An 18282-nucleotide genomic window follows, 5' to 3' on the forward strand; every position below is an offset into this window, starting at 1 on the left:
ATATTAATGATTGAAAATTAAACAGGGGGGATTAATATGTCCGTGAAATTATTAAACTCTAATTCTAGAAAAGCCTATTCTGGTGCGATGCCCGACACGAAAGGATTAAACTTTTTTGAAGAGGATCAAAATTTGTCTTTTATACTTAAACATTATCTTTCTACAGAAAATTATGATCGTGCCCTTCCTCACTTAAAGGAGTTGGGGGAAATAGCCGGAACAAGGCTTGATGAATTATCCCGGATGGCCGATAAGCATACTCCCGAGTTAATAAATTACGATGCAAAAGGGGAACGAGTAGACGAAGTTGCATATCATCCTTCCTATAAAGAAATGGAAACATTAGGATATGGAAAGTTCGCACTGGTCGCTATGTCTCATAAACCTGTGCTGGGATTTCCTACTAAACTACCGCACGTGTTAAAGTACGGATTTTGGTATTTGTTTGTCCAATCCGAGTTTGGTTTAGCTTGCCCGATGAGTATGACTGACTCTGCTGCAAGGGTCTTAAGTAAATTTGGTGATCAAGGTTTAAAAGAAACCTATTTGTCTCGTATGACGAGTACTGATATGAAAACTTTATGGACAGGTGCCCAATTTATGACCGAAAAACAAGGCGGGTCTGACGTAGGTGCTAATACGGTAACAGCAAGGAAAGTTGATGATCATTGGGAGATTTGGGGTGATAAATGGTTTTGTTCCAATGTTTCAGCAGATGTAGCATTAGTTTTGGCTCGCCCTGAAGACGCCCCCGAGGGTACTAAAGGTCTTGGAATGTTTTTAATGCCAAGGAAACTGCCAGATGGTTCTCTTAATAAATACAAAGTTAATCGCCTAAAAGATAAATTCGGGACCCGCGATATGGCTTCCGGTGAGGTGACTTTTGAAGGGGCCGTTGCGTATGTCGTAGGGGATATTACAAAGGGTTTTAAACAAATGATGTCGATGGTGAATTCTTCACGGTTATCGAACGCCGTACGATCTAGCGCAATGATGCGAAGAAGCTTTTTAGAAGCACACGTTTCAGCTCGCGGACGTGTCGCATTTGGCAGCTCATTGTCTGAAAAACCCCTTATGAAAGAAACACTTTTTGAACTATTACTAGATTGCGAAGCAGCTGCGTCCATCACATTTTACACAGCTTCCGTTTATGATAATTCTGATCAAGGGAACCGGGAAGATGAAAAGCTATTACGAATTTTGACGCCATTGCTAAAAGGATACATTTGTAAACGTGCAAGAAATTCTACCTCGGAAGGGATGGAAGCCAGAGGAGGAAATGGATATATCGAGGATTGGATAGATTCGAAACTTGTCCGGGATGCTCATGTTGGTTCCATTTGGGAAGGCACCACGAATATTGTTGCCTTAGACGTTGTAAGAGCGTTAGTGAAAGACGAAGCAGGAGAAATCTTTTTTAACGACCTTTACAATCGATTGGAAGGGATTACGAATTCTTTGACTAAACAGATTGGGAAGATTCTTCTGCAAATATCCAAAAAAGTTGAATCGCAATCAAAGAGGATAATGAGTCTGAATGGACAAGAAAGGGAATTGCCTTCTAAACAATTAATGAACCGGATGTATCATATATTCACTGCCAGTCTTCTGCTAAGTGAAGCAGAAGTACAAATTACAGCCCAAGAAAACTATCGAAAATTATACATGGCTTTGCAGTATATCCATCGTTTTTTGCTTTCAAGTGGCTTGGATGAACTTAATTACTTTGACTCATCTTTATTGCAATGGTTTGATGCTATTGTTGCCTTTGACATAGTGTCAAAAGGGGCCGTAGAAGGTTTGCTGGAAAACGTGCAACAGGCTGTGAAACTCTAAACGTCAAAGGATGGAGGTGAGAACAATGAATAGGGCATTAAGCCGGATAAAAGTTCTTGATCTAAGCCGAGTGGTGGCTGGTCCTGTCTGTACAAGTATTTTAGGAGATTTGGGTGCAGATATTATTAAAGTGGAAGGGCCGGATTTCTTGGATGAAACACGAACATGGTTTCCTCCGGACATTGAAGATATTAGTTTGTATTATATGGCAGTTAATCGAAATAAACGTGCCATAACGGTGAATTTAAAGACAAAAGAAGGAATTCAAATCATAAAAAAACTCATTCAGGAATCTGATGTTATTGTAGAAAATTTTAAGACAGGAACGATGGAGCGGTTAGGACTGGGATACGAAGACTTGAAAGCATTGAACCCTAAAATAATTCACTGCTCCATTACTGGGTTTGGTCATACAGGACCGTATAAACAATTACCTGGATATGACTTTCTTGCTCAGGCAATGAGTGGGTTTATGAGTGTGAATGGCACATCCGATGGTGAACCTGTAAAAGCAGGGATTGCCATGGCCGATTTATATGCAGGTCTATACGCAATCATTAGCATATTAGCCGCTTTGGAGGCTAGGAACCATACTGGCCGTGGCCAGCATTGTGACATCTCCCTTATGGACTCAATGGTTGCTTCATTGCTGAATATAGGTACAGGTTTTTTAAATACAGGAAATCTGCCTAAGCGGTATGGAAATCAGCATCCGACCCTAGTTCCCTATCAGAATTTCCAAACAAAAGATAAAGAGATCATAATTGCAGTAGGCAACGACAGGCAATTCCAGCGTTTTTGTTCATTAATAAATGCAGAGGAATTACCCCAGGATGAGCGTTTTGCAACAGCTAATGCAAGAATCATATATAGGGAAGAGTTAATTCCTATATTACAAGAAGTGATATTGACAAAAACAGCAGATGAATGGCTTAAAGTCTTCCAAGAAAACAATATTCCTTGTGGTCCCATCAATACTTTAGATAGAGTATTTACAGATGAACAAGTACTTGAAAGGCAAATGATTCAGGAAGTTGATCATCCCACTGTCGGAATTGTTAAACTTTTGGGATCACCTATAAAGCTCTCGGATACACCTGTCACAATCGAGAGGCATCCCCCTTTACATGGGGAGCATACTAAAGAAGTATTGTTGGAATTAGGGTACGATAAACAAGAAATTGAAACGTTTATGGAAGAGAAGGTTATTTGAAAATAAATTACTTAGTAGGCATCTGGATATCACGTTATTGGTAGATGGAAAAGAATTGTTGTTAGCTTTTAAAGTAATCCCCTGATTAATCAATAATACTATGAACCTAAAACCATGTTAAATGAACAAAATTAGTATGGGAAAACGAAGCAGTGATGAATAAAGTCTTCATTACACTCCTATCATCGGATGATTTTTCAACTTCAAATTGACGGCGCTTACATCAAATGGGCGTTTACCGTTTTTAACAAGAAGATAATCCAAAATCAAGGGGGGTTAGTATGAATAATCGTACGTCAGATCGGACTTGGATTGTGGTATTCGTCGCAAGCTTTTTAGGTCTTATGGTAGATGGCATGGACTTAATCATGCTATCTATCACGATGCCTAGTCTAATGGAAGAGTTTAATATTGGTAAAGCAGATGCAGGTCTCATCGCTACATGGTCCTTAGTGGGTATGGCTGTCGGCGGAATCGGTGGCGGTTGGTTATCTGACCGGTTTGGCCGGGTAAGAATGGCAACCTGGATGATGGTTCTATTCTCTATTGGAACGTGTATACTTGGATTTGCCCAAACGTATGAACAATTTATCGTTATTCGTTTCATTTCTGCTATCGGGATAGGGGCGGAATATACTATTGTTACGATGCTTATGGCAGAATATGTACCTACGAAAAAAAGGACGACGATCTTAGGTACATTACAAGCAGCTTATTCATTAGGATATTTAGTGGCAGCTTTATTGGCTGGTGCAATCTTGCCTGAATACGGATGGAGGCCTCTTTATTTTATCGCAGTTGTACCTGTTCTTTTGGCAATTTATATCAGATTCAAAATTCCTGAACCTCAAGGGTGGAAGGAAAGGGTGCAAGCTCAAAAACAAATGGGTAGGGGTAATAAGAAAAATGAGTGGGCTGCGATTTTCAAAGATTCAAAAACAAGAAAGATTTTTATATTTTGGGGTCTTACTGCGACCTTCTTACAATTTGCTTATTATGGCATTGGTACCTGGCTGCCGACGTATATTGTATCTGATTTAGGTTTTGATTTTAAAAAAATGACAGGGTATATTGTAGGGACATATGCAGCGGCAATCTTAGGTAAGATCATTGCAGGTTGGCTGGCAGATCGATACGGTCGTAAAACGATGTTTATTGTTGGTGGTTTCTCTACTGCAATTGTCTTACCAATCGTTTATCTTTATAATTCACCGTCCAACATTATTCTGTTACTTACTTTACTAGGTTTCCTTTATGGTATACCTTATGCGGTTAATGCTACTTACATGGCAGAGAGTTTTCCTGCACATATTCGTGGTACGGCTGTAGGGGGATCGTATAATGTCGGTAGAGTCGGATCAGCGATGGCTCCATTTCTCATCGGTGTCGTGGCGGAATCCTATTCAATTGGATTCGGATTAGCTACACTAGCTATTGCGTATGTGGTATCAGCATTAATTCCTGCACTGTTTATTCGGGAAAAAATGTACGATCCATTTGGGAATGAAGAAAATTCTGCAACCGGCCAAAAAGAAAGCGTTTACGCCAATCAGTCTATAAATTAACAACATTATGGATTAACAAAGGCTAATAATGTTTAATTGTTTAAGGAAGCACTGAGTATAAATGAATATCAGCAAAGTGTGTACATAATGGTAAAGAAGGGTCAAGAAGGACGAGTGAGGTTATATTCACATCGTTTATTGTGGAGGCAGTATGATTATCCATAGAGGTCGAGGATGTCCTCTACGAGCTTCCAGATGTAGAGTGGAAGCAGTAGTTGGTAAACAATCAAGTGAGAGAATTTTTAGAAAATAACTTTAAGAAGGCTGCCCTAAAATTACTGAAACATGATTTGGGGTCAGCCCCTTTTTTTTTCACTCTAGAAGAATATGTGATTTTCAGGTCATGCCCTAAGGTTGCCTAATAAAATAAAGTGTCTAACTTTTTGTGTTCACTTCTATCTCTTTAAGCCAATTTTTAGCGCCCGATTGTGGAATTTCATTATTTTTACTTAATGCAAGATAGTCCCTATTAAACGGTAGGCTAGTTACAAAACTCCCGTATAATCTGGTTCTTTATTTCTTCTACCGGAAACCCTTGTTGATAGGTGGATATCATCAACATAATCCCTTGTAGCACAGATGAAAAATATAACGATCGTTTCCTTGGTTCCTTTTCCCCCATACTTTCAAATATCTTACATTGAAACTCAAATTGTCTAGCATTTGCTTTAATTATGAGATGACTGTATTTTATCAACTCTTCATCAGCCTCTGGCTGAGTTTGCAGGTGCAGATAGAAGCGGTGGACTTCCGGTTTTTTGTGGATATTTTCAATGGCACCATTGACTATATGTTCAAGCTGTTCACGAGGTGTATTTAAGGTGAACGCTTCTTCCATGACTTCAACCACTTCCCTGATTCTGGCCTCGACCATTTCTGAAAGCAGCTCTTCTTTTCCTTTGTAATAGTTATAGAGTAAACCTTTAGAAATACCCGCCTTCTTGGCTATATCACTTATGGAAGTAGCGTAATATCCCTGTTTCATAAATAACTCCATGGCTGCAGTACGGATTTTTTCTTTGGATGCTTGGCGAATGCGGTCATTCTCTTCGGGTGTACGTGGCATTTTAACTTCAATCCTCCATAAAAGCAGTGAACTCTTGATATAAAACTTCAGAATGGGTGAGGGGCAGCATATGATCGGCATCCTCTAGTTCGATGAAACGGATGTTTGGAACCTTACGGAAACAATCGGCAACCCGAAAATTGTCTGCCAAGTCCTTTTTGCCGATAAAAAACAAAGTTTCGGGGTTTAATTCTTCTAATCGTCCCATTGCTGGCGGCTGAGGCCATATCATGCAGAAATCAGCGGGCCACTTAAGCATGCGCCCGAAATGATGCCTGAGCATTTGAACAGCGAGATCTTTGTGCGGACTATCGATAACAACTTGATATGTTTGTGAATGAAGGGCAAGATCCAACATCTTATCTATATTGGGGGCACTTTCCAATATCTTGTCATGATATTGTTCAAACTCCTTTGAATAGGGAAAACCTGTTAAAGAAGGAGCAATTAATACAAGTTTCGATACTCTTTCAGGGTAATTAAGAGCGAAATCAGTTGCAATCTGTCCGCCCATGGAATGGCCGATAATCGTTGCCTGTTTAAGTTCTAGATAATCCATTAATGTCAATACATCGTCAACATAGTTTGCATGTTTTATAGGGGATGGTGATTGACCAGCACCACGTCCATCAAAAGCAATAACTTTGTAATCCTTAGATAAAAGAGAAGCAAAAAATGTCCATTGCCTCAAATCAGCACCACCGCCATGAATAAGAACAATAGGATGACCACTGCCAGTAATCTCAACATGTAAATCCAATGCAACCCCTCCGTTTTTACTGAATTTTCAGTATTATTTTATTATTGAATGAACGTTTAGTCAATATTAAACCTAAGTAATTATTTCTATTCCGCATAATGCTGCTTATCAATAGTAAAATCTGAAGGCTTCAGCTTTACATCTCCTCAGGTTTTCTTAAGCGGTCTTTGTGTTGAGTAAAAAATGATGTATAATGAACACGTTTTCAACACTTAGAAAAAGAGGGTACGAATAGCATGGAAATCATTTCAAATATATTACAAAAACCAGAAACGGATAATGAAATCCTCTTTATAGGAAATACCGAAGATGAGATTTCATTTGTGAATAGTAAAATCAAATTGTTTGGTGAAGGAAATCGGTTAATTATTGAACGTGGAGCGGAATTTAAAGATGCGACGCTAAGTTTTAATGGCAACAACTCGCTCATAATCATTGGTAAATCCAAACGCAATGCAACGATAAGAGTCAATGTTTGGAATGACAATACATTTTTCCTGGGTCGCAACTATTCATTTAATGGAGCTACGAGATTTATTCTCTCTGAACAAAAGAATCTATTCATCGGTGATGATAATATGTTTTCAACTGGTGTAGTCGTTCGTTTGGCAGATCCACATTTGATTTACGATGGAACAACTCGAAAACGGATTAACCCAACAAAGAGTGTGTACTTAGGTGACCACATATGGATTGGGCAGGACGTCATGATTCTTAAAGGAGTGGAAGTTGGTACAGGTTCAATTTTAGGTGCAAAGTCACTCGTCGCAAAATCGCTCCCATCAAATGTAGCAGCTGCAGGAAGTCCTGCACGTGTGGTGCGGAAAAATGTTTTTTGGGCACGTCCGTCTGTCCATGCATATACTGAAAAAGAAACAGCACAATCACAAAAATTCCCGGATGGGCGTTTTGTCTATACCTCAAAAGGCTCAACGGCAAAACATTTCGCGAAAATTGAAGAACAGCTAAGTACCGCAACTTCTGTAGAGGAGAAGACTGACATATTAACCCCTTATCTTGATGTAATAAGTAAGAATCGTTTCTTTCTCCCAGTGCCTCCTGAGAGAAAGAAAACATTTCTCGATCGAATCTTTAGCAAGGGAAGTAAGAAGTAGATGAATGAATTATTCCAGATTAAAACCAGAAAATTCTAAATGGTAGTTAAGGGATGATGGATACAGGAATAATTGTAAGTTTTTTTAAAATGCATTTAAGGGGTTTAGTTCCTTATTGTCTTTTTTAGGGTTATTCCTTTTTCACAAAGGAGAATTAGCAATAGATTACTATGAAGGAGCATTTCTCAAGATTACTTTAGATCAAAGAGAACTATTTGTTGATTTTGAAAGTCCCGCTATCGTACTAAATCTAAAATTTATTGACTTCCAGCGACAAGAAGCAAGTGAAAAGGTATTAGATCGGTTGGAGCTATCTGAGGGGAAATTTAAAGGCCGATACACTTCTAGCATTTTAAGTGAAGCGATACTTGATAACTATTTGAGAGAAGCTTTTGAAGAAGAGTTAGACAGGTTATTAGGGGATCCTGCTTTCTAAAGTTGCTCAATATTCCGTAAGCATCCGAATAATCGGGTGTTTTTTTTATCTGAATTATGTGTTTATTCAATCATGGTAGGTGGTATTGACAAATAATTAGGAGGATATTTCAAAAATAATCAAAGAGGTGAAGATATGCCCAAGCTTAAAAAGACAGAATTACAAATTATTGAAAATGATCTTATTAAAAATCCTAACATTGATGGTTATACTTTTCAAAAAATTGTAAAATCATTATCGAAAATTCCAGAAGAAAAAATAAAAATTATCGTTTCACAGATAGGTAATTTTTCTCAATTGGTAAATGATTATATGGGATATCTAAACGAATCACTAAAATACAATAATCAAAGGGTAGCTGATTACCAAAAAACACTTTCAGAGCAGCTAAAAAATGAAAATGATTCAGAAATCTGAATGATAATTATTGAAGATTTAAAGGACTTACATAAGTCTGTAAATAAACAAATTTTATTAGATAAATTACATTTAGATAAAGTAGCAATGGGTGGTGCAGCTATAATTAGTGCATTAATTTTTGCAATTGCGAATAAGGACAATTCTGACCATGACAATAAAAATTAAATATTAAAAGAAAAAGCACTCAGCCTAAATGGTCGAGTGCTTTTTGTGTCTTATTTAATACTTCTTTATTTTTATTAATGAAAACTTTATTTCTTAATATCATTTCTTTATTATTAAGCTCATCATTTAGTTCGGTAGTATTGTTCAGTTTCTCTAGAAGTGAGACTATTGATGGCATTGCTAATAATTCATGGAAAGCTATGTTTGTTTTAGTAGATAAGATTTTTAGCTCAGTAAGTTGACGAGGAGATAAAAAAGACTCAAATGGTTGCCTATCATTTATTTCCATGATGTACCCTCCATATGATGATGAATTATTAAATTGTAATTTAATTATAAAATAGATAAGTCCAAAAAAATGTATTAATCATGTAAAGATTTGATGAATTGCAGAAGGTTCGATGAAATTAGGGGAATATTCCTGTTACTATGGTAAAATATTGATGATGAATAGGGGGAGGATTATAATAGATACAACTAAATACTCAGATAATTTTTCTGAAGATTCATTTTGGAAGAAGATTAAAAAATTCGGCAAAAAGGCAGGGGTTAAAGTTGTTTATGTAGCTTTGCTTTTGTTTTACACACTTCAAAAGCCAACTACTCCTGTTTGGGCAAAAACAGTAATTATTGGTGCATTGGGATATTTCATACTTCCGATTGATTTAATTCCTGACCTAGTCCCAGGTGGATATACTGATGATTTTTCAGGGTTATTTGGAGCATTGATTACTGTTTCAATGTTTATCGATGAGGAAGTTAAGCTAAATGCAAAAGAAAGAATTGGGATTTGGTTTGGTGAAAGTGCAATTTCTGATACAGATTCAGTTGATGATAAATTAAATAAGAAAACTGATCAGGATGAGCAAGATAAAGATTAAGATAAATAAATTCAAAAAAAGCACTTTCCCTATATTGGTTAAGTGCTTTTTTAATTTGTGAGAATGAGATAAAATAATGCCCAACTTTTCCGTACGAACACCTTTAAATTTACCACCTGAAGTCTTTTGATCCATAATACGTCCTGTAGCTGCATCTCGTTTAAGATAGATACCATTTGGAGCTTTGAATTGGGTTCTGTTTTTTACTGCTCCGTCACGATGGTTTTTTACCTGAATTACCTGCCATAATACTCACCTCGCTATTACTAAATTATAACATTAATAGGAAATAATACACAGGAAGAGGCATCAATTGTGTCGATAGTTAAAGATAGAAGGAGGTGGATGGAAATGCAAAAATTTAGAGTGAGATTTAAATAAATGTTACATGGTAATATTATTTCTAATAAAGAGTGGTATGAGCATGGGTTATAAACATGAAGCTTGTAACCTCTATTTTATATTGCAGCATGGGTTTATAACGATATAGTTGCTAAATTTTAAAATGTTCAAATTCTCAATAATATCTCCGAAGGTTATACTGGAACAGCCAATGAATCTATCTTAAATTTCTGTGACAACAAAGATAGTGCTGATCCGGGCGGTGGTCCACGGCAAATGAGGTAGAATTAGTTTAGAGAGTCTAAGATGGAATTTTAGACTCTCTAAACTAACATATTACTTGCACTGAAGATATAAATTCACTATTTAAACACAAAAAAACTACTAATTGTTAGTTAGTAGTTATGATCAAATTAAGAGTAAATAACGGCGGTTTGAGAGTTTGAATTTTTGTATAAATATTGGTTGCAAAATTGGTCACAGAATCGTCTGAAACCCTTGATATTAAGCAATGGTTAGATGATTGAATCATCATATTTCCGTGTGACTCGGACTATTTCTTAACTTTTATTTATGATTTTTTCAATTAGTACTTGCAAATCATCTGGCCTATGAAACTCAATCGGCGACACGCCTTTATCGAATTCTATTGTATTGGATTCTATCATTAATACATACTTCCCATTAATCTTCCCTAAATGGATGCTGTCGCCGAAATCGGCTAACAGTCCTTTGACAGATGTACTGCCAAGCCTCATTCGCAGTTCGGCTTCAGGAGTATGCTCGACAATCTGGGCTGTGGCTTCGACTACCTGATGGGTTTCAAGACGTTCCTGGATTTCCCGCTTTTCACTCGTTTCCCAGATTTCCAGGTCCTGTTCGAATTTGTGCAGTTCGTCGCTGTTTTCTTCGAATTGTGCGGATACATGTTCATGGACCATGTGGATGACCTGGTTTTTCATGATTTCCGGCATCGATTCACCATATTCGACGAATTTCAGGAAGTCCTCGAAGTAGCGGGCATGTGAGGCCTGATGGATTTTCAGTTCGCCTTCTTCGACCATTCCTTCTTCGGGCATGTATGGGTATTGAATGGATTTCATATTTTTAGTGGTGATTGCCATTTCAACGTGCCTAATCAGGGTCCGTTCATCCGAAATGGAAGCAACTTTTGGCTCGAAATCACATTTTAATAAGAAAACGAATGGTTCATCAAGATATTTCGTTAATTTAGCCGATGCAATTATGAAGACACCGCCACGGACGGCACTTGTATCGATATAGGACCGCGTGAATTGTTCATTTTCCTCTTGGAATTCCTCTTTCGTTTTGGCATAGCGAACACGGTTAAATACATTGTAATTAGGATTGGAATCAAGTGCATGCCCTTCTTCGACAATAAAAGAACCGATTTTGGTCGGTATTTGTTCAGTTTTTGGATGACGGTCCACTTTTCGCTTGGAAATCTTCATCAATTCCCCATCCAAAAAATCCTTTAGAGGACTTTCCTCGTATTCTTGGCTATCAAGAGTTTGGAAATGTTTAAAACGCTTATCAGCCTGATCGCCTTTTCCTTCAACTTGGATTAGATAAAAAGACAGATAGGTAATCGTAAAATCCATGAATGTCACCTTCTTCAATTAGTAAGCATAATTCCCATACTTTTTTTAAGACTTAATAAGTATAGTTATGTACTTTGATTCCGTCAAACGATTGGTGCACGAATGATCAGAATAATATTGATGAATTATTTCATAATAATACATAGAGAAAAATAAATAATGATTCTTTATTGGATAAAAAATATTAGAACTTTTACAAGAACAAATTAAGGGAAAACACTCCAATAGCTCATTTTCGATATTAATATAACGATTTTTTAAACTTTCATTGTTAATTATGGATAATAACGTTGAATAATAACGTTTATATTTCAAAGAAGATTAAAAAACAGAATTTTAAAATAATAAATCATTGACGAAGGAAAGGGTTATTCGTATAATTTGAAAGTCAGATAATTCAGGAATTGCAGAAATTTGTCGAAATTTCTCCGATATAAATGTAAGTGAATTTATTTGTCTAAAGTTTTCAGAATAGTTTATAAAATTTATGGAGGAGAGAACATGAATATTTTTAGAAAGAAGTCCATTGAGGACTTGTTGAAAAACGCAGGTTCCGGCGGTAAGGGATTGAAACGGGAACTAGGGGCTTGGGATTTAACGATGCTAGGAATTGGAGCGATTATTGGGACAGGCATTTTTGTACTAACAGGTACTGGTGCAGTGAATGCGGGTCCTGCACTTTCATTATCGTTCGTTATTGCTGGACTTGCCTGTTTATTCGCGGCACTCTCCTATGCAGAATTTGCAGCTTCCGTGCCGGTATCCGGTTCGACTTATACGTATGCTTATGCTACTTTGGGTGAATTCGCCGCTTGGATAATCGGCTGGGACTTAATCCTTGAATACTTATTGGCTGTTAGTGCCGTATCGGCCGGATGGTCGGGCTATTTCCAATCATTTTTAAGCGGATTCGGGATTAACTTTCCGGAGAAATTGACCGCAGCACCGGGTTCGATCGAAGGTGTCACGACTTATATGAACTTGCCAGCCTTTTTAATAGTCATGGCGATTACCTTTTTGATTTCCATAGGTACGAAACAAACGACTAGAATCAATAATATAATGGTGGTTATAAAAGTGTTGGTTGTCTTATTGTTCATCGTTTCTTCCATTTCTTATGTGAAACCGGAAAACTGGCAGCCATTCATGCCATTTGGAATAGATGGGGTATTTTCAACTGCCGCATTAATGTTCTTTGCCTTCATCGGCTTTGATGCAGTGGCATCTGCTGCTGAAGAAACAAGAAATCCAGGAAAAAATTTACCACGCGGAATCCTCGGTTCCTTGGTCGTTTGTGTTGTGCTTTATATGATCGTAAGTCTAATCATGACAGGTGTGGTACCGTATGCACAATTCAGCAAGGCTCTTGACCACCCGATTTCTTTGGTCTTGCAAAGCGCAGGACAAAATTGGGTTGCAGGGATTATCGATCTAGGTGCCTTCCTCGGAATGACAACGGTAATCTTGGTTATGTTGTATGGACAAACCCGAATCATGTTTGCGATGTCACGTGATGGACTGATGCCAAAATCCTTATCAAAACTTCATAAAAAATATAAAACACCTTATGCGGCTTCGTGGATATTTGGTTTGATAGCAGCCTTATTGGGAGCATTCATTCCGCTTGGTGAATTGGCCGAGTTGGTCAACATTGGGACATTGACTGCGTTTACGATGATTTCCATAGCGGTCATCGTTTTAAGGAAAACAAGGCCTGATATGAAACGTGCTTTTTATTGTCCGGCTGTACCGCTCGTTCCAGGCCTGGCAATCGTTTTTTGCGTATTCTTGATGGTTCAGCTAGGGAGTCATACATGGATAAGGTTCTTGATCTGGATGGCTATCGGAGTCGTCATTTACTTCACTTATTCCCGTAAGCATTCCAATCTTAACCAACAGGAAAATGATCATTGAAACACTATCTGGGTGTTGCAGTTTGACAATGAAAGGAGGTTCGGAATGTTCTCCCCCGAACCATGATTTTAAAAGATAACTTGATTATCCTACATGTTTTTTTACTTTTTTTACGACAATTCGAACATTGATTTTCACTCCAGGCATTCGCTTTCCGCAGGCGTTCCGGGAGCCTCCTCGGCGCTTTTTGAGCCTGTAGGGTCTCCTTTGGACGCGCTTTTCCTACAGGAGTCTCGAATACCCGCTCCATTCAAATGGAACTTCTTTTTAGGCACTCCCTGGAGTGTTTTTTTGTTTGGACTTAAATAGTTCATAAGTATTTTGTGAAAGAGGAAAATTTATCAAAGTGAATTAAGATTAACAGACTTTATGTCGAAATAGTATATATGGGTAATAATTCAATCATGAAAAGTATATGGAGAAGTAGACAAAAGATAGATTCAATAGACTATATGCAATATAAAGAACAAGTCGGTATCAATATCAGCGAATATCAGAGCGTATTGAATCAAGTGGATATGATTCATTTGACGATCGGGGATTTGTGCATAATTCGTTCTTTACAGGAAAAAGTGAAGAACACTTGACCCAAATTGTAGGGGATTTTTATAAAAATCTAGAGAATGGATCTTCTTTAATGAAAATCATTTCGGACAATAGTTCTGTTGAGAGATTGAAAAAAACACTGCATCGCCATATGTTCGAAATGTTTAGCGGTACCAATGATGATGCGTATGTTAAACAGCGTTATATTATCGCACAAGTACATGTGCAAATTGGACTGCAGCCAAAATGGTATATGAGTGCTTTTCAGGATTTATTGCAATCATTAATCATTCATGTGATTTCGGATATAAAAAATATTGAGCAATATCAAGAAAACATGCTGGCTGTCACTAAAATTTTTAATTTAGAGCAGCAAATAGTTTTAGAGGCATATGAACTAGAAAATGAGAAGATTCGCAAAAAAACTTAGCAGAAAAAGAAACGATTAAACTACAGGTCAATCATAATGCAGAGGAATTGGCAGCAATCAGCGAAGAGACTAGTTCAGCAACTCAATTAATGGCAAATAAGGTAGGCGAAATTCATGTTTTCACTCAAAAAGGGTCAGAGATTGCAATACATACAGAGGGAAATCAAATGAGGGAGTAGAACTGTTACAAGGATTAGAGAAGAGTTTGGTAAAAACGCAGGAGCAAATGACGATCATCTCAAAAGATATGGAACAGCTATCCAATACTTCAAAGGAAATTGAACGAATTGTCACGATCATCACTTCAATTGCAGAGCAAACGAATTTGTTGGCGTTGAACGCAGCGATCGAGGCGGCAAGAGCTGGTGAAAATGGCAAAGGATTTGCGGTCGTGGCTGGTGAGGTAAGGAAGCTTTCAGAAAATACCAAGGAATCATTTTCGGAAGTAGTGAAACTGGTTAATGGAATTGCTCATTTTACCGATGTCATGAACACGTCAATTTCCATGGTTAGCGGGGAAATTACTAAAGGCACGAAACAAGGAAAAGAAACTGGCATATTTTTTACTGAAATAGCAAACTCCATGCTTTCTGTTAAAGAGCGGAATATTAAGATCACAAAGGAAATGACAGAGCTGAATGATATATTCGATGAAATTAATGAAGCGTTCAATCAAGTGGCCGTTTCCTCGGATCAATTGACTCAATTAACGATAAATCTGTAATGAAGTTTAACGATTTTGTTGCATAGAACACCTTATCGGGGTTCGTACATATTTTAATAAACAACTCGATAGAATATTTATAAAAAGCCCTGAAGCGGTTTATAGAATAGGAACCTGAAGGAAATATAATCAATTCCAAGATGCCGTTAACAGGCTGTTCAATAAATCACTTGATATAAAATAAGTTTAATGTTATATTAATAAAGCGATGAGCTAATTTGTGTAAGTCGTAGAACATGCTTTTAGCTAAACGTCGGGATGTGGCCTGACGGTTCTGCGCCACAAACGCATCAAAGACGCCTGCTGCGTGCAGGCGTCTTTTTCATTTTATCGATTCTTTTTTTGCAGCTTGTACGTCATCCTTGAATTCCTCTTGTATTTCTTCCGTTATTCCCTTGGTTGCATCCTTAAACTCCCTAAGTGAGGTGCCGACTGCCCTACCGATTTGAGGTAGCTTGTTCGGTCCAAAAACTATTAAAGCTAAAAGAAGGATTAAAATCAAACCGGGAAAACCTATGTTTGAAAGCATAACTAGTCACTCCAATCAAGTCTGTTAGTTAATATTATAGACTCCTTCCATGTATTTGCAAATGATATTTAGGATATATTATAGAGTTCAATATCCGATGATCTTAGCAAGACAAACACTTTCAATTCTGTCCCATTTTTATCTTGCACATTCTATCTAAAAATATTTACTTACCCAAGTATGCTATTTCTAATAAGATGGCAATGAAAGTAGGGGGGACAGTATGAGAAATCAGAGTGCAGCCATTAATTTTGCCGTTTGGGCATGACAAATAGGCTCCGTCTGCTTAATGTGTAACATGAAATTTTTTTGTTGTCCGGGAATGATTAAACTTGCAAGATTGAAGATATTTCGGTATTATAACTATACAAGCTGCGTTGTTCGTAATGATAATTAAGTTTTAACCTTTAAGCTGTAATAGGGAGTTTTACATCGAAACAGGAATGTTATGCCTCGTCACTGACTTGGACAACAGGATTGTTTCTGCAAACACCCACTTTGAGGAGTGGTGGTTTAAAACTTTCTTACTTGAATACGGCAATTGCGGCTTACTATTTTTATAATTAGAAACCAGTTCCGATAAGGGACTGGTTTTTTGTTGTTTTTCTTATTTTTGGAAAAACTTTGTATATAACGATAGCATCAGAAAAATTTTTAAGATATTTATGAAAAATATATGAAACTTTTTATTGAAATATCAGATAATTAACATTTATAATAATAATTAGATAACTCGGTTCACTATTTGTATAAAATGATGGTGAGTCGATTTTTTTAAAAGGATTACGTAAGCGCTATCATTTGGATGGTAGTACAGGAGTCACCTAGAGAGGAGAAAATTTTATGGCTAAAATTAATACGACCGAGGTAATTAGCAACAGTAAGTTCAATCGCTTTCATTTTGGATTGCTGGCATGGTGTTTTATCATCATCCTTTTTGATGGCTATGACCTCGTCGTTTACGGTACGGTCGTCCCGGTATTGACGGAGGAGTGGAACCTTTCTTCCGTGGAAGCGGGGGCCATGGGGAGCTATGGACTATTTGGAATGATGTTCGGGGCCATTTTCTTTGGTACATTAGCAGATCGGATTGGCAGAAAAAATGTAATCGCTGTTTCACTGATTTTATTTAGTTTATTTACACTATTATGTGGATTTGCGAACACGCCTACCATGTTTTCGACCTTCCGATTTCTAGCCGGATTAGGGCTAGGGGGAATCATGCCGAACGTCATTGCCTTATTGACGGATTATGCACCGAAAACGATGCGGAGCATGGTCGTTTCAATCGTTTTGTGCGGTTACTCATTCGGGGGGATGCTTGCCCCGATACTGGGTATCTTGCTTATGCCTTCACTAGGCTGGGAATCAATATTCTGGTTTGCAGGAATACCATTGTTATTTTTACCCTTCATGATGAAGCGTTTACCAGAGGCATCGACGCATCTGATCAGAATTGGCAGAAAAGAAGAATTGATCAGGATTTTATCCAAAGTCAGTCCGGAGAGTAAATTCGACATCAAGGACGAAATTGAGGAAGTGAAAAAAACAGATACGAATATGCCGATTGTTGGATTATTCAAGGATTCCCGTGCACTAAGCACACTGATGTTCTGGATCGCCTTTTTCATGTGCCTATTGATGGTATATGGATTGAATACATGGCTGCCAAAGTTAATGATCGAGGCAGGGTATGCGCTGAATTCAAGCTTAGGTTTCTTGATCGTTCTTCAAGGGGGCGCAATCGTTGGCACACTTATCATAGCTAAACTATGTGATCGTTATGGATCCAAGAAAATGCTTGTGCCGATGTATGCGCTTGGGGCAGTCAGTTTGACCCTATTGGGAATGGGCGGAAGCTCCTTTGTGATCTACACTTTGGTAGCGGTTGCAGGAGCCTGTACCATTGGTGCCCAAAATCTTGTACAAGCCTATGTTTCCCAGTACTATCCACCAAATATTAGATCTACGGCATTAGGGGTCGCATCTGGAATCGGAAGGATCGGCGGTATGCTCGGACCAATACTCGGTGGATTCCTATTATCCATCTCGCTGCCCATCCAAATGAATTTCATCGCCTTTGCTATTCCGGGTCTCATTGCCGCCGTTGCTTTATCATTCGTTCCAGCGAAAATGGCTTATTATAAACATGACCATTCGGAACCAACTGAAGAAATGTTGGTAGAGTCCAATAAAATGAACATCTTGTAAAATTAAATGCATGAAATGCATTGCAGGGATACCTCCGCAATCATTTCATGCATATTTGTTTTATTGGACTTTTTTGACGTAGTAATGGATCTATATGAAAAGGGAAAATTGAAAAGAATTAGCGGAAAGATTTTCCGGGAATGGTTTAGCTTGACCAACTCTTGAGAAAAGTTGCTTAAATGTTCATAATTTCGCAATACGAGTCACTCTTATAGATAAAGAATAAATGTTAGAATAATGGTACGGATAATTAATTCCTCCTTAAATGGAGCGAACTAGAAAAAATAATCTCATCTTTTGTGAGGAGTCTTACTTTGAAAATTTTAAAACATGTAATTTTTTGGTTAAGCATTATAGGGACATTATTCTCTATGATTTATTTCTTTGTAGCGGACATTCCGTTATATGTTAAATTATTAGGCGGAGCCATCATCCTTTATCTTGGTTATGATCTTATAACAGAATCAAGGAAAAGAAAGCGTAAAGAAGCCTTGGACGCATAATCCT

At 37.6% G+C, this 18282-nt stretch carries 19 protein-coding genes and 1 other RNA gene; 15 read left to right on the top strand and 5 right to left on the bottom strand.

Annotation, left to right across the window (positions count from 1 at the left end):
- Positions 1–36: 36 nt before the first annotated feature.
- From QNH43_RS13070 to QNH43_RS13080, 3 genes are all read left to right on the top strand, one after another.
- Positions 37–1836: an acyl-CoA dehydrogenase family protein gene (locus tag QNH43_RS13070; protein WP_283918164.1), complete on the top strand. Its 1800-nt coding sequence runs from the start codon at positions 37–39 to the stop codon at positions 1834–1836.
- 25 nt (positions 1837–1861) lie between these two features.
- Entirely contained in the window at positions 1862–3049 is a 1188-nt protein-coding gene (locus QNH43_RS13075) for a CaiB/BaiF CoA transferase family protein (protein ID WP_283918165.1), read from the top strand.
- 281 nt (positions 3050–3330) lie between these two features.
- Positions 3331–4614, top strand: coding sequence for an MFS transporter (locus QNH43_RS13080; RefSeq protein ID WP_283918166.1), 1284 nt, complete (start codon positions 3331–3333; stop codon positions 4612–4614).
- A gap of 481 nt (positions 4615–5095) precedes the next feature.
- On the opposite strand, the gene QNH43_RS13085 is transcribed toward QNH43_RS13080, so the two are convergent.
- Entirely contained in the window at positions 5096–5680 is a 585-nt protein-coding gene (locus QNH43_RS13085) for a TetR/AcrR family transcriptional regulator (protein ID WP_283918167.1), read from the bottom strand.
- A gap of 7 nt (positions 5681–5687) precedes the next feature.
- Entirely contained in the window at positions 5688–6440 is a 753-nt protein-coding gene (locus tag QNH43_RS13090; protein WP_283918168.1) for an alpha/beta fold hydrolase, read from the bottom strand.
- 236 nt (positions 6441–6676) lie between these two features.
- Here QNH43_RS13090 and QNH43_RS13095 point away from each other — a divergent pair, with 236 nt between their 5' ends.
- From QNH43_RS13095 to QNH43_RS13110, 4 genes are all read left to right on the top strand, one after another.
- On the top strand, positions 6677–7555 hold the full coding sequence (locus QNH43_RS13095; protein WP_283918169.1) for an acyltransferase: 879 nt from the start codon (positions 6677–6679) through the stop codon (positions 7553–7555).
- 115 nt (positions 7556–7670) lie between these two features.
- Positions 7671–7991, top strand: a complete 321-nt coding sequence (locus QNH43_RS13100) for a hypothetical protein (protein WP_283918170.1) — start codon at positions 7671–7673, stop codon at positions 7989–7991.
- 135 nt (positions 7992–8126) lie between these two features.
- A complete protein-coding gene (locus tag QNH43_RS13105; RefSeq protein ID WP_283918171.1) occupies positions 8127–8408 on the top strand; it encodes a hypothetical protein in 282 nt (93 codons plus the stop codon).
- Positions 8409–8576 (top strand): hypothetical protein, encoded by a 168-nt coding sequence (locus QNH43_RS13110; RefSeq protein ID WP_283918172.1) that lies wholly within the window; start codon positions 8409–8411, stop codon positions 8574–8576.
- Positions 8577–8595: 19 nt separating this feature from the next.
- Here the strand turns inward: QNH43_RS13110 and QNH43_RS13115 are convergent, their stop codons facing one another.
- Positions 8596–8865, bottom strand: a complete 270-nt coding sequence (locus QNH43_RS13115) for a hypothetical protein (protein ID WP_283918173.1) — start codon at positions 8863–8865, stop codon at positions 8596–8598.
- 154 nt (positions 8866–9019) lie between these two features.
- Between QNH43_RS13115 and QNH43_RS13120 the strand changes: the two genes are divergently transcribed.
- Entirely contained in the window at positions 9020–9457 is a 438-nt protein-coding gene (locus tag QNH43_RS13120; RefSeq protein ID WP_434060197.1) for a YkvA family protein, read from the top strand.
- Positions 9458–10359: 902 nt separating this feature from the next.
- On the opposite strand, the gene QNH43_RS13125 is transcribed toward QNH43_RS13120, so the two are convergent.
- Positions 10360–11421 carry a DUF3900 domain-containing protein gene (locus QNH43_RS13125; RefSeq protein WP_283918174.1) on the bottom strand — a complete coding sequence of 354 codons (1062 nt, stop codon included), beginning with the start codon at positions 11419–11421 and terminating at the stop codon, positions 10360–10362.
- A 501-nt stretch (positions 11422–11922) separates the two neighbouring features.
- On the opposite strand from QNH43_RS13125, the gene QNH43_RS13130 reads away from it, so the two are divergent.
- From QNH43_RS13130 to QNH43_RS13145, 4 genes are all read left to right on the top strand, one after another.
- Positions 11923–13335 (top strand): branched-chain amino acid transporter BcaP, encoded by a 1413-nt coding sequence (locus QNH43_RS13130; protein WP_283918175.1) that lies wholly within the window; start codon positions 11923–11925, stop codon positions 13333–13335.
- Positions 13336–13739: 404 nt separating this feature from the next.
- Entirely contained in the window at positions 13740–13922 is a 183-nt protein-coding gene (locus QNH43_RS13135) for a hypothetical protein (protein ID WP_283918176.1), read from the top strand.
- Complete coding sequence (locus QNH43_RS13140) at positions 13919–14311, top strand: protoglobin domain-containing protein (protein ID WP_283918177.1); 393 nt, start codon at positions 13919–13921, stop codon at positions 14309–14311. Before QNH43_RS13135 ends, QNH43_RS13140 begins: the two co-directional genes overlap by 4 nt.
- A 205-nt stretch (positions 14312–14516) precedes the next feature.
- A complete protein-coding gene (locus QNH43_RS13145) occupies positions 14517–15035 on the top strand; it encodes a methyl-accepting chemotaxis protein (RefSeq protein ID WP_283918178.1) in 519 nt (172 codons plus the stop codon).
- A gap of 322 nt (positions 15036–15357) precedes the next feature.
- Here QNH43_RS13145 and tatA read toward each other — a convergent pair whose 3' ends face one another.
- Positions 15358–15564 carry a twin-arginine translocase TatA/TatE family subunit gene (gene tatA / locus QNH43_RS13150; protein WP_048686086.1) on the bottom strand — a complete coding sequence of 69 codons (207 nt, stop codon included), beginning with the start codon at positions 15562–15564 and terminating at the stop codon, positions 15358–15360.
- 366 nt (positions 15565–15930) lie between these two features.
- Between tatA and ssrS the strand changes: the two genes are divergently transcribed.
- The 3 genes from ssrS (at position 15931) to QNH43_RS13165 (ending at position 18278) form a co-directional block, all read left to right on the top strand.
- A non-coding RNA gene (ssrS, locus tag QNH43_RS13155) (6S RNA) lies at positions 15931–16118 on the top strand.
- Positions 16119–16407: 289 nt separating this feature from the next.
- Positions 16408–17775, top strand: a complete 1368-nt coding sequence (locus QNH43_RS13160; RefSeq protein ID WP_283918179.1) for an MFS transporter — start codon at positions 16408–16410, stop codon at positions 17773–17775.
- A 314-nt stretch (positions 17776–18089) separates the two neighbouring features.
- A complete protein-coding gene (locus tag QNH43_RS13165) occupies positions 18090–18278 on the top strand; it encodes a hypothetical protein (protein WP_063233876.1) in 189 nt (62 codons plus the stop codon).
- Positions 18279–18282: the final 4 nt, after the last annotated feature.

Source organism: Peribacillus simplex (genome assembly GCF_030123325.1).
Taxonomy (GTDB): Bacteria; Bacillota; Bacilli; order Bacillales; family DSM-1321; genus Peribacillus; species Peribacillus simplex_D.

Coding starts and splice junctions, on each gene's coding strand:
- QNH43_RS13070 (WP_283918164.1), top strand. CDS start 37: ATGTCCGTGAAATTATTAAACTCTAATTCTAGAAAAGCCTATTCTGGT.
- QNH43_RS13075 (WP_283918165.1), top strand. CDS start 1,862: ATGAATAGGGCATTAAGCCGGATAAAAGTTCTTGATCTAAGCCGAGTG.
- QNH43_RS13080 (WP_283918166.1), top strand. CDS start 3,331: ATGAATAATCGTACGTCAGATCGGACTTGGATTGTGGTATTCGTCGCA.
- QNH43_RS13085 (WP_283918167.1), bottom strand. CDS start 5,680: ATGCCACGTACACCCGAAGAGAATGACCGCATTCGCCAAGCATCCAAA.
- QNH43_RS13095 (WP_283918169.1), top strand. CDS start 6,677: ATGGAAATCATTTCAAATATATTACAAAAACCAGAAACGGATAATGAA.
- QNH43_RS13105 (WP_283918171.1), top strand. CDS start 8,127: ATGCCCAAGCTTAAAAAGACAGAATTACAAATTATTGAAAATGATCTT.
- QNH43_RS13110 (WP_283918172.1), top strand. CDS start 8,409: ATGATAATTATTGAAGATTTAAAGGACTTACATAAGTCTGTAAATAAA.
- QNH43_RS13115 (WP_283918173.1), bottom strand. CDS start 8,865: ATGGAAATAAATGATAGGCAACCATTTGAGTCTTTTTTATCTCCTCGT.
- QNH43_RS13120 (WP_434060197.1), top strand. CDS start 9,020: ATGATGAATAGGGGGAGGATTATAATAGATACAACTAAATACTCAGAT.
- QNH43_RS13125 (WP_283918174.1), bottom strand. CDS start 11,421: ATGGATTTTACGATTACCTATCTGTCTTTTTATCTAATCCAAGTTGAA.
- QNH43_RS13130 (WP_283918175.1), top strand. CDS start 11,923: ATGAATATTTTTAGAAAGAAGTCCATTGAGGACTTGTTGAAAAACGCA.
- QNH43_RS13135 (WP_283918176.1), top strand. CDS start 13,740: ATGAAAAGTATATGGAGAAGTAGACAAAAGATAGATTCAATAGACTAT.
- tatA (WP_048686086.1), bottom strand. CDS start 15,564: ATGCTTTCAAACATAGGTTTTCCCGGTTTGATTTTAATCCTTCTTTTA.
- QNH43_RS13160 (WP_283918179.1), top strand. CDS start 16,408: ATGGCTAAAATTAATACGACCGAGGTAATTAGCAACAGTAAGTTCAAT.